Origin of the sequence: Corynebacterium sp. MSK074, from assembly GCF_030229735.1 — a bacterium.
GTDB lineage: Bacteria > Actinomycetota > Actinomycetes > Mycobacteriales > Mycobacteriaceae > Corynebacterium.
In genome coordinates, this window is record NZ_JASPIX010000017.1 from 17451 (window position 1) to 27897 (window position 10447).

The following is a 10447-nucleotide window of genomic DNA, read 5'->3' on the forward strand; positions in this document are numbered from 1 at the left end:
TCTGGATAGGATATAACCAGTCAAAGATTCTCTCGTGATGGAAGGCTCAGCATGCTAGCCAGCGTAATTGCGCCAGATTCAATTCTGGCCATCGTGCTTCAGGTCATCATCATCCTCAGTGCCCTGCTTCTGGGCACTCGCTATGGTGGTATCGGACTTGGTCTTATTTCCGGCATCGGTTTGATGCTCATGGTCTTTGTCTTCGGCCTCGCCCCGGGTGAGCCGCCGGTGTCCGTGATGCTGACCATCATTGCGGTCATCGGTTGCGCGGCCACCTTGCAACAGGCGCGTGGCTTGGAAGTGATGATGCAATTTGCCGAGAAGTTTCTCCGCGCCCACCCAGAGCGCATTACCATCCTCGCGCCGCTGACCACTTGGTTCCTGACGGTTCTATGCGGTACGGGTCACGTCGTGTACACGATGTTTCCGATCATCGAGGATATTGCCCTAAAGAAGGGCATCCGCCCAGAGCGCCCCATGGCCGTGGCATCGACGTCGGCTCAGATGGGTATTACGGCTTCGCCAGTGTCTGTGGCCACCGTATCCCTAGCGTCCATCATCGCGGAGAATGCCGGCGCTATCGACCATGCCTATTCCATTCCGCAGATCCTCATGGTGGCTATGCCCGCCTCGCTTGCCGGCGTTATCCTCGCTGCGCTGTGGTCGCTGCGCCGCGGCAAGGATTTGGACGAGGACCCGGCATTCCAGGAGCGCATGAAGGATCCGGAGTTCGCAGAAAGCATTCACCAGTCCACCGGGTCGCTCATGGATGAGGAATTTTCGCCAGAAGCAAAGCGTGCGGTGGTTATCTTCCTCGTGGCTATCGCCAGCGTGGTGGCACTCGGTGCGTTCGAGTTCCTGCGCCCCCTCGTCCCAGGCGATGATGGCGAGTTGAGCCCGCTTTCGATGAACCTGGTTATCCAAATGGTCATGCTTGTTGCCGGCGCAATCATCCTGCTTAGCTGCAAGGCTGACCCGAAGAAGATCGCGTCCACGCCAGTCTTTAAGGCTGGTATGACCGCAGTATTCTCGGTCTTTGGTGTGGCATGGATGGCAGATACCTTCTTCGAAGCCCATATCGATGCCCTGGAGTCCAACCTCGGGTCCGTAGTGGAGGCCGCCCCGTGGGCCTACGCGGTGGTACTGGTCATCGTGTCCAAGCTGGTCAACTCCCAGGCCGCCGCCCTGGTTGCCATCGCTCCGATTGGCCTGCAGCTCGGCATCGATCCCGCCATTATCGTTGGTTTCTACGGCGCAGCATACGGCTACTTCATTTTGCCAACCTACCCTTCGGACCTAGCCTGCATCGGCTTCGACCGCACGGGCACTACCCACATTGGCAAGTTCGTCATCAACCACTCCTTCCTTGTCCCTGGCGCCATCTCGGTGTTCACCTCCTGCGTGGTGGGCTCGCTACTGGCGCAGGTCCTGCTCTAATCCGAATCCCGTACCAGCACGAAGGCATCCGTGCGGTACGGGATGCGTAGTTTTTGCCCCGGCTTAAATCCCATGTGCTCGTAGAGGTACCAATCCAGGTTGTGGGTCATACGTTCATGGATGTCTTCGCCATTGCGCAGCCAATAGGATCGGGTGTGCATCAGCTGGTGAAGCTGCTCCGGGGTAAGCTCGTTCTCCCAGGTCAAGCGCAGCTCGTGGTCTAAAGACCACGGCTCCGTGTAGTTCGGATAAAAGCCTGGTTTATGTACATCCCCGGAGTGCATGATCCGAGACAGCCGCAGGATCCAGGGGTCCGCGTTGACATCAAGCGTGTTCCACACCAGGAGAATCTTCCCGCCCGGCGCGAGGACGCGGTCAAGCTCTGCACAGGCGGCTGGCACGTCGACCCAGTGCCAGGTTTGGGCGAGGCAGGCGGCGTCTAAGGAGGCGTCGGCAAGCGCGGTGTTTTCGGCCGTAGCACGAAGGACTGGCAGGTGGAGGCGTGCTGCGAGAATTCCAGCCATATCGTCGGAAGGCTCCAGAGCCAAAACCCGAGGATTGGGTAGGGACTCGGTGAGTTTTCCAGTACCGGCACCAATATCGGCAACGGTATGGGCGTCAGCGATAAGGGCAGAAACCTCGTCCGGATAGCCGGGGCGCACATCGTGATAGGTGCTCGCGCCGCGGCGGAAGGCCTGGGCGGAAGCGGTACGTTGCGCGGCATTGCGGAAGCCGGGGCCTTGTCTAGTGGAGGCCTTGCGGTAGCTAGGGAAGTGGCTGGGATCGGGGCGGCGAGTCGTCATAGCCCATCTAACCTACCGCGAATTAGAATGGCTGCCTATGAGGACACTTCCTGCACCATCAGATCCCAGGTGGCTGCTAAAGACTGTCTTTTCTCGTCCATCCCTCACTGTGCCGGCCGCACTCTGCATGGCTGTATCTTTTCTGCTTAACGGATCGACTCCAGTGATCGTGGGACATGCCATTGATGAAGCTGTGTCGAAAGGATCCGTTGACCGATTAGGCATGTGGCTGGTGGTATTGGGGGCAGCTTTTGGTCTTAATGCCATAGCCGCATGGTTCGGACGCGGCCTTAACGCGCGAGCCATGCTAGTAATTGGGCACGATGTTCGCATGTCCATCACGGATAGGATTCAGGATCCGCGGGGCATCGCAGGCGAGCCCCGCACCGCCGGCGAGCTGCTGGCCATCGCCTCCACGGACGCACGGCGCGTGCAGAATGCGGTGATGATGACGGTTTTCCCCGTCGCTGAGATCACCGCCATTGTGTATGTGGCGGTCATGGCTAGCCGTATTAACCTGCCTTTAGGCATCGCTATTTTGTGTGGCGGGCCGTTAATGGTGTGGGGCTCTGTGCGGGCGGCAAAGCCTCTGCGTACGCGTTCCGGAATCCGCCAAGCGGCGTTGGCCAAAGCCAGCTCCATGGCCACCGATGTGGTCCAGGGCCTGCGGATCCTTAAGGGCCTGGGCGCTGTAGCCACAGTGAGTAGGCGTTATTCCGCGGTGTCTGGTGCCGCCTATGCGCGAACGGTGGAAGCCAATGCTGCCCAAGCGCGACTTAATGCGACTACGGAGATTTTGGGATCGGTTTATGTCATTGCAGTGGGCATTGGCGCAGGGGCGATGGCCATGCGTTCCATGATTAGCGTAGGTGAACTCATTACTATCATTGGCCTTACGCAGTTCATTATCACCCCGATGACGATGCTGGGCCGAAATATCGCCTCGCGGTGGGCGGCCGCACAGGCAAGCGCTGAGCGCATTATCGCCGTCCTCGCCGCTCCCGGGGTGGAGAAGAGTGAACCGCAGGTTCCGGCCCTCGCCCCTGGGATCAACGTGGTGCCCGAGCCTGTTCCAGAGGATCTCGTCTTCTTGCCGCGCGAGCGATTCCTGGTTGTTCCACACGAAACCATGCTTTTTGAGGGGACCGTGCGGGACAATATTCATCCGGATAGCGCGAGTGCACAACGAGCCCTCTTCGTAGCTGCAGGGGAAGATATCCCGGGCGGGTTGGACCGTGAGGTGGGAGAAGGCGGCCGAAACCTTTCGGGTGGACAGCAACAGCGCGTGGCGCTTGCACGAGCCATAGCTGCGGACGCAGAGATCTTAATTTTGGCCGATCCAACTACCGCGGTGGATTCGGTGACCGAGCAGGAAATTGCGCAGCGAGTGGCGCATCACCGCGGGCCTAAGCCCACGCTTGTCTTCACCACTTCGCCGGCGTGGGCAGCAGTGGGGGCGCAGCTATGATGCGGTTTCCTACGGCCTCCTGGCCCCGAGTGCGTAAGGAAGTGGGACGCCAGCTTTCCGACGTCCCCGGTGCCCGCCCCCAAGCAGCAGCGGCCTTGGCCTTGCTTACCGCAGGCGCCGGCAGCAATGTAGCGATCCCCATCCTATTGGGAAAGATCGTTGACGCTGTCATTGATCAAGGCGACATTGTGCCCATCGGTATCTCGTTGGTGCTGGTGGCTGTGGTCTCCGCTCTGTTTTCCGCGACGGGGTTCTATGTTCTTTCGCGCCTGAGCGAGCGCGTAATCTCCTCATTGCGCGAGGATATGGTTTCTACCGCTCTCCGCCTGCCTACCCACCGTGTGGAGGAAGCCGGCACTGGGGATTTGGTCTCTCGCTCGACCGACGACGTAGCAGAACTATCGGCAGCCGTAACTGAGACCGTCCCCGTGCTGGCGAAATCTGCCTTCGCCATCGCAACCACCGGGGTGGCACTAGTTAGCCTCAATTGGCAATACCTACTGGTAGTAGGCGCAGTTACGCCGCTATATTTCATTGCTGCGCGCCAGTACCTGCAGCGCGCTCCACAACGCTATACCGACGAACGCGCTGCCATGGCGGAACGGGCACGCAGGCTCCTGGAGGCAATTCGAGGGCGAAAGACTGTGCGCGCCTTTGGCATGGAAGACCAGATGCATGCCGGTATTGAACGTGCCTCCGCACAGGTGGTGGACAAAGGGTACGCCGCGCGAAGGACAATGATGGTCCTACAGCTATGGATGACGGTCATTGAGCTAGTCATGTTGGTATGCGGTCTGGTCATCAGCTTTTGGGTGGTGCAGGCTGGGGCGCTCACCGTTGGCGCCGTCACCGCGGCCATGCTCCTTCTCATTCGCTTGCGGGGTCCGCTCATGGGATTGATGCGAGTAGTCGATACCGTTCAATCCGGCTATGCCTCCCTGTCTCGGATAGTTGGGGTGGTTATGGATCCACCACGGGCGGTACCAGACTTCGGCGCCCCGGCCTCAGGTGGAGTTGCCGAATTGAAAGAAGTGAGCTTCAGCTACGATGACGGCGGCTGGGCTGTGCAAGACGTGAACCTTAAGCTTCCCGCTGGGCACACCGTAGCTCTGGTGGGAGCTTCTGGTGCAGGAAAGACCACGGTCGCTGCTCTTTTGGCCGGACTGCGAGTCCCGGCTACCGGAACAGTCTTGGTGGACGGAGTAGAGGTCTCGGCCCTTTCTGATTCCGAAAGGGTGGCGCGTTTAGCGATGATTTCCCAAGAGGTTCACGTATTCTCAGGAACCCTGCGCGAAGATTTGTCCTTGGCCGCCCCGCAAGCCTCAGACGCACAAATGGAAGACGCACTACAGCGCGTCGGCGCACAGTGGTATGCGCAGTTAGAGGAGGGTCTAGATACGGTCATTGGCGCTCAGGGAATCCACCTTGACCCAGTAGCAGCGCAGCAGCTTGCCCTGGTGCGAATATTGCTTTTAGATCCCAAGATCGTCATCATGGATGAGGCCACCGCAGAGGCCGGATCGGTGGGGGCGGAAGCTCTGGAAGAAGCCGCGACAGCGGTTACGCGTGGGCGAACTGCATTGGTAGTGGCCCACCGACTAGACCAAGCCGCACGAGCCGATAACATCGCCGTGATGGATAACGGGCGGGTGGTGGAGCAAGGCAGTCACCACGAATTGTTAGATTATGGTGGCCGCTATAAGCAACTATGGACCGCATGGCAGAAGGGACGACAAAGATGAACGCGAGGTCGCTACGGGCCCTGGTTGGTGCGGTAGCAGTGATTTTCCTTGCGGTTGCCGGCGCATCATGTTCGGCCGATTCGCCTGACTCCGTGCCCCAAGCAGTCCCAACCGAGACGAAAAACCTAGGGATCCCAACCTCCGCACCGCTGAGCGGACCCGAGCCAGGAAGCTATACCACCGTTAATCTTCCCTCGGGCCGTTCCTTCATCCTCAGCGTGCCCAAAGACTACACCGGGGAGAAAAAGTGGCCCATGGTCCTGGCCTTTCCAGGCTGGGGACAATCTGCCGAGAATCTCCGCGGCTATTCCCGCCTCGATGCCGCTGATGCCATCACCGTTTTCGCAGAAGGTAAAAAGAAGGCTTGGAGCCCTGCTCCCTATGCCAAGACATCAACGGCAGAAGACAAGAAATTTGTTCGCGACATCATTGATGCCGTGCGAGCAACGTATCGGGTAGATGACTCCCGGATTTTTGCTACCGGCATGTCAAACGGCGGCGGGTTTGCCGCCTACCTGGCCTGTCAGATGCCCGATGTCTTCAAGTCCGTAGCTACCGTTTCCGCTGCCTACTACAAAGATATTCTTAAAGACTGCGCTCATTCGCCCGTGGGGCGATTGGACATGCATGGCACAGTGGACCCCGTGGTGGGCTATTACGGAGGAACGCGCCACAAGACCAAGTACTACTCCGTGGAATCCGTGCTGGAACAGGACCGTAAACGTAATGGTTGCTCTACCAAGGTCGACACGACCCGCCTAGTCAACAATGCACTCGATATGAAGTGGAGCGGCTGTACCGCACCACTTGAACACATCCGTATCGCCGGAGGCTCACACGTATGGCCCGGTGGTACAGCAGACACGCACAATGAGGTTGGCAAATTCTTCGCTACCGACCGCGTCCTAGACTTCTTCGGCATTCCCGGGCGCCCGTCCGGTACCGCACAGACTTAGTCCGGTCTGTAGACATGAAAGTTAGCGCCTGGGACCTTGCGCACCCTTTCAATGCAAATATCTGCAACGGTAGAAAAGCCCGCGCGATGAGCAGCGCTACGCGGGGAGGTTGGCTCTGGTATTTGCACAAGGTGAAAAGACCGAGTGCCCCCATCGTCGCTATTGAGTTCCACCACCGCCTGGGCAGTGGTGCCAGAGCCCGCGAAAAAGTCGAGGACGCGCGCATCCTTTCCACCTGCAATGGAAATGAGGTGCTTAATCAAGCGCACCGGTTTGGGAAACTCGAAAATGCCCTCTAGCCCCATGACGTCTTCAGCATCGCGCCGGCCAGTGCGGGTCACCCCAAATCGCTCGCCGTCCAAGATGGAGCGTGGGCGCGCTCCCACCTTCTGATAGTTCTTGGTATAAACAAACCCTCGGCGGAAGACGAGCTCATCGAAGCGCTGTTCAACCATATCTCGGCCCCAGCGCCAACGGGCGACTTTTTCTTTTCCCACCGGCTGGTCCGGCCAATATTCCTTGCCATCGGGCCCGGAGATAGGGAAGTCGAGGGAGGGAAGGTACCCAAGGGTTTTAGAGTCCAACCGCACCAAGGAGTACTTCCCCTTGTCATCCTCATGGTTGTATTTTGTGGAAGTGTGGCCAAGGAGATCGACATTGAATCCAGGGTTATCAGGAGTACGGGCGTAGCACAGAATATATTCGTGCTCTACCACCGCGTACTTAGAATCATTCTTGCCGGTTCCTGCCTTTTTCCAAATCAATTGGCCGGCAAAGCACTCCTCTCCAAAAACTTCATCGAGTACCTTGCGGGTATTGGCTACTTCGTCCTCTCCAATGGATACGAAAATAAAACCATTTGTTGACAATACTTGCCGGGCCAAGATGAGCCGGGGAAGCATCATAGACAACCATTGCGAGTGCCACTCTGCATAGCTCCCCGAGCGCATCTGCCGGCGCAAACGGTAATTGTCGCGGTAGACAAAGTCTTTTCCGGTGTTATAGGGAGGATCTATGTAAATGACGTCAAAGAGCTCTCCGCGGCTGGCAAGTTCCTGAAGTACTGGAAGATTATCTGCGGCAATAATCGCGTTGTCAGCGCCGACAGCTGTACTGAGTGCAGAATCACGCGTGAAATGGCGTGGCAGAGGGGTGTTAGCAGCTGCTCGAGCTGCCTCCTTGCCCGGCCATACTAAGCCAAAGAATTCCATGCCCGTCTCTGGAGTAGATGGTCGCGCTGGGTTAGTGGAAGCCATGGTGCAGTGCCTTCGTCGGAGAATCGTCGATACCGTCTAACGCTATCATTTGCAAGACTTAGGAAAATTGGCCTTTGGCTAAAATAATTCACTGCTTTTCCTTAAGCATGGCTAGGGCCGGGCTAAAGCAGTAGGCCCTATTGGGTGGTCGTTAGGCTGCGGGGGTGTCCACATACCCCTGAGGGCAACTTGGATATGGAGTAGTAGAACTTATTTGGTCTAGTGACCTAAAGAACTTTTCGGTGGCATGTTGGCTCAAGTGTCGGTACGTTGGGGCGTGTTGCCGGACACGGCAGCTATTAGATAAAGCTAGAACTAGAAGAAAGGATAGCCACATGGGTATCTTCGATAAGGCAAAGGACGCGCTGAACTCCGACAAGGGCGAAGAGCTCAGCGACAAGGGCTTGGACAAGGCAGCTGAGGCAGCTAAGGGCAAGCTGGGCGAAGACAAGGCTGACCAGATCGACAAGGCTCGTGACGCAGCTGACGGAAAGCTCGGTAACGAGTAAATAGCTTCGCCCACTTAAAGGGCGAATGGCTACTTTCTATTTTGGCCCCCAGCCCTTGCGGGCTGGGGGCCAAAGCTATATAAAGACCAGCGGCATAAAGCTGGCAAAGGTCTATTCTGGTGCTCCCACCTTTTTGTGGGTGACTCAACTTATAGAGTGAACGTATCCCAAGCAATTCTGCATGAAATCGCTAGGATTATATTTGTGAACAATCTTGAAGGCACCGTTTCCCATGCGGGCTCCACTAAGCAGCGTTTGTTGGAGCAGAGTGCCCGTATCTTGGCTAAGGGTGGGTGCGACGCTTTAAAGGTTTGTGCTGTGGCGGAGCAGATCGCTGTTCCAGTCGATGAAGCTAAGTCCTTCTTTGAAGATGACCACGACCTTTTCATTCAAACCAGCCGGTTCTTGGATGAGCGTCTCCGAGTAGCGTCCTACGAGGCACTCGATAATTTGCCGGATGACGCGACCGCGATCCAGAAACTTTGCGAATCTGCCAAGGTCTACTTCAACTTGGCTGTTGATAACCCCACTTACTTCGCCGCTTATAACAACGGCGAGACGGCAACGAGCTTTCCCAACTTTGAGGACGGCATCGAAGAGGCGAAAAGCTTTGATGCCTTCCCGCCCGCCTTCCGCTGGATGCTTGAACACATGCGGGAAGCCGCCATTGCAGCACGCGGCGATTTTGATCACCGCTTGGTAGTGATTCAAACACTTACTTTCTTGTCTGAGTTGCAGGGTATTACTCACTTGGCCACGTTCGGCATTATGCGTCATCTCTCGCCCACGGCGAAGAAGCAGACCTTCAATGCTTGCATTGAGACTTTATTTTCTGGGTTGGAAGATAGCTTGCGTGACGGGGAGATTGCGCCCTTTGAACCGCTAGCACTCGTTGGCGGTCCAGCGGAACCGTTTACTACAGCAGCAAAGGACATGCCAAAGTCTACGGCTGAGGAAAAGCGTGCAGCTATCTTCCGTGGTGCGGCCGAAGAGATTGTCTATAACGGTCTGCCTAGCTTGCATCTCGGCTCAGCTGCTGCCCGAGCAGGTGTAGATTTGGCAGACGCAGAGCATCTTTTCGATGGTAATTCTCACCTGCTGCGTTCTTTGGAAGAGTCTTTGGATGAAGCCAATACGCTAGCGATCATGCGCCAGAACCAGGCCGTGCCAGAAGGATCCCACGGGCTGGATTATATTAAGGCAACCGGCTTCGGATATTTGGAGTATGCGCTGGAAGACCCCGTCGGCTTCGTCGCCCTTATCGAAGTATCAAGCCGCTCGATTGTCCCCGTCTCTTTCGAAGAGTCCGGCGATACTGAGCAGCCATTTGATATGGGTAAGGCCTTTACCTACATCATGAATCTGGTGCGCGATGCCATTTCCGAGTCGAATGGGCCACGATCTCCATGGATTCTCTTTACCCAGATTGCGGCGCTGTGGGCCTCCATCCACGGCCTCTCGCAGTTGAGTACTGTAGGAGCCCTGCGCTATCACTCGGCTGATTTCTACTTCAACCTAGCTTCCAAGGTGATGGACGTAGTCATTCAGGGCATGGTCAATGTTCTTGAGCTAAAGCAGCCAGAATAGGAAGCCAAGCAAAAGGGGCCGCGCAGTGGGCTTCCTTTTTCTATATCCATCCCTGGGCATGTGCAGTAGTTGCTGCTTCAAAGCGGTTCCCAGTTCCTGTCTTGGCGATGAGCGATGAGACAATATTGCGCACTGTGCCAGTGCTCAGGTGAAGATGCCCGGCAATCTGGCGGGTGTCGCTTCCCTCCAAGACATGACATGCGATCTCCTTTTCGCGTGCGGTTAGTGGATTGTCGGGCGTGAAAATAGTCTCTTGGGCCAGTGCAGGGTCGATGACTTTTAGACCGGCGTGCACTCGCCTAATGGCTTCGGCAAGTTGTTCGGGTGGGGTGTCCTTGACTACGAAGCCAGCTACGCCTGTTTCCAAAGCACGTTTGACGTAGCCACTGCGCCCAAAGGTCGTGACAATCAGGCTGCGGCAACCCGTGCCCTCTAGTTCAGCGGCCGCATCTAGCCCGTTCTTGCCGGGCATTTCAATATCAAGTAGCGCAACGTCGACGCCATGCTTGGCGACGAGCCCCGCAACCTCCGCGCCCGTTGCGCACTCAGCCACAACGCTGATATCTGGCTCTGTATCTAAGAGGTGAAGTGTCCCAGGTTTTGTTCCGTTTGAGTAGATGGGAAAATCTGGAATATGCCAAGAAAATTTGACCAGGATGCAAAGGACCGTGTGGTCCGTCTCGTGGAAG

At 56.9% G+C, this 10447-nt stretch carries 9 protein-coding genes; 6 read left to right on the top strand and 3 right to left on the bottom strand.

Translation table 11 applies throughout. The annotated features are described in order from the left end of the window. Positions 1-51 precede the first annotated feature (51 nt). Positions 52-1437, top strand: a complete 1386-nt coding sequence (locus tag QP965_RS10840; protein WP_239278856.1) for an anaerobic C4-dicarboxylate transporter — start codon at positions 52-54, stop codon at positions 1435-1437. On the opposite strand, the gene QP965_RS10845 is transcribed toward QP965_RS10840, so the two are convergent. Then, a complete protein-coding gene (locus QP965_RS10845) occupies positions 1434-2240 on the bottom strand; it encodes a class I SAM-dependent methyltransferase (RefSeq protein WP_284844908.1) in 807 nt (268 codons plus the stop codon). The genes QP965_RS10840 and QP965_RS10845 overlap by 4 nt on opposite strands. Positions 2241-2367: 127 nt before the next feature. Here QP965_RS10845 and QP965_RS10850 point away from each other — a divergent pair, with 127 nt between their 5' ends. Genes QP965_RS10850 through QP965_RS10860 form a run of 3 tightly spaced genes read left to right on the top strand, consistent with a single transcriptional unit; the run spans position 2368 to position 6406 of the window. Further along, positions 2368-3708, top strand: coding sequence for an ABC transporter transmembrane domain-containing protein (locus QP965_RS10850; RefSeq protein ID WP_350309242.1), 1341 nt, complete (start codon positions 2368-2370; stop codon positions 3706-3708). Then, the gene (locus tag QP965_RS10855; protein WP_239278877.1) at positions 3708-5450 is read left to right on the top strand and encodes an ABC transporter ATP-binding protein; all 1743 of its coding nucleotides are present in this window, start codon (positions 3708-3710) and stop codon (positions 5448-5450) included. The genes QP965_RS10850 and QP965_RS10855 overlap by 1 nt, the downstream gene beginning before the upstream one ends. Then, positions 5426-6406 (top strand): CE1 family esterase, encoded by a 981-nt coding sequence (locus QP965_RS10860; protein WP_239278852.1) that lies wholly within the window; start codon positions 5426-5428, stop codon positions 6404-6406. The genes QP965_RS10855 and QP965_RS10860 overlap by 25 nt, the downstream gene beginning before the upstream one ends. On the opposite strand, the gene QP965_RS10865 is transcribed toward QP965_RS10860, so the two are convergent. Beyond that, a complete protein-coding gene (locus QP965_RS10865) occupies positions 6403-7662 on the bottom strand; it encodes a site-specific DNA-methyltransferase (RefSeq protein WP_284844910.1) in 1260 nt (419 codons plus the stop codon). The genes QP965_RS10860 and QP965_RS10865 overlap by 4 nt on opposite strands. Positions 7663-7997: 335 nt before the next feature. On the opposite strand from QP965_RS10865, the gene QP965_RS10870 reads away from it, so the two are divergent. Together QP965_RS10870 and QP965_RS10875 are read left to right on the top strand one after the other, a co-directional pair. Further along, positions 7998-8171 (top strand): antitoxin, encoded by a 174-nt coding sequence (locus QP965_RS10870; protein WP_239278850.1) that lies wholly within the window; start codon positions 7998-8000, stop codon positions 8169-8171. 204 nt (positions 8172-8375) lie between these two features. After that, positions 8376-9758 (top strand): hypothetical protein, encoded by a 1383-nt coding sequence (locus QP965_RS10875; RefSeq protein ID WP_239278849.1) that lies wholly within the window; start codon positions 8376-8378, stop codon positions 9756-9758. A 40-nt stretch (positions 9759-9798) separates the two neighbouring features. Here the strand turns inward: QP965_RS10875 and QP965_RS10880 are convergent, their stop codons facing one another. Continuing rightward, positions 9799-10392, bottom strand: a complete 594-nt coding sequence (locus tag QP965_RS10880; protein WP_284844911.1) for a response regulator transcription factor — start codon at positions 10390-10392, stop codon at positions 9799-9801. Positions 10393-10447: the final 55 nt, after the last annotated feature.